Genomic DNA, 273 nt, shown 5'->3' with positions numbered 1-273 from the left:
CACCCGCATCGTCGTCGCCCTGTCCCTGCTGCGCACGGGCCTCGGCGCTCCGGGCGTACCGCCCAACCCGGTACTGATCAGCCTGGCGCTGTTCCTCTCCTTCTTCGTCATGGCCCCGACGTTCGAAAAGGCGTGGAATGCCGGGGTTCAGCCCTACCAGGAGGGCCGGATCTCCGAGCAAGTGGCGTTCGAGCGAACCGCCGAACCTTTTCGCGCGTTCATGCTGGCGCACGTTCGGGACGACGAACTCAAGCTCTTCAACGAGCTTGCGAG

The 273-nt window shown here is 65.2% G+C and carries 1 pseudogene; it reads left to right on the top strand.

Going from position 1 to position 273, the window contains the following annotated elements:
- Positions 1-273: pseudogene (locus ACSNOK_RS34270) on the top strand (hypothetical protein); the annotation flags it as partial.

Origin of the sequence: Streptomyces sp. URMC 126, from assembly GCF_051386555.1 — a bacterium.
Taxonomy (GTDB): domain Bacteria; phylum Actinomycetota; class Actinomycetes; order Streptomycetales; family Streptomycetaceae; genus Streptomyces.
The sequence above is the reverse complement of the archived record's forward strand: the minus strand, read 5'-3'. Positions and strand labels throughout refer to the sequence as shown.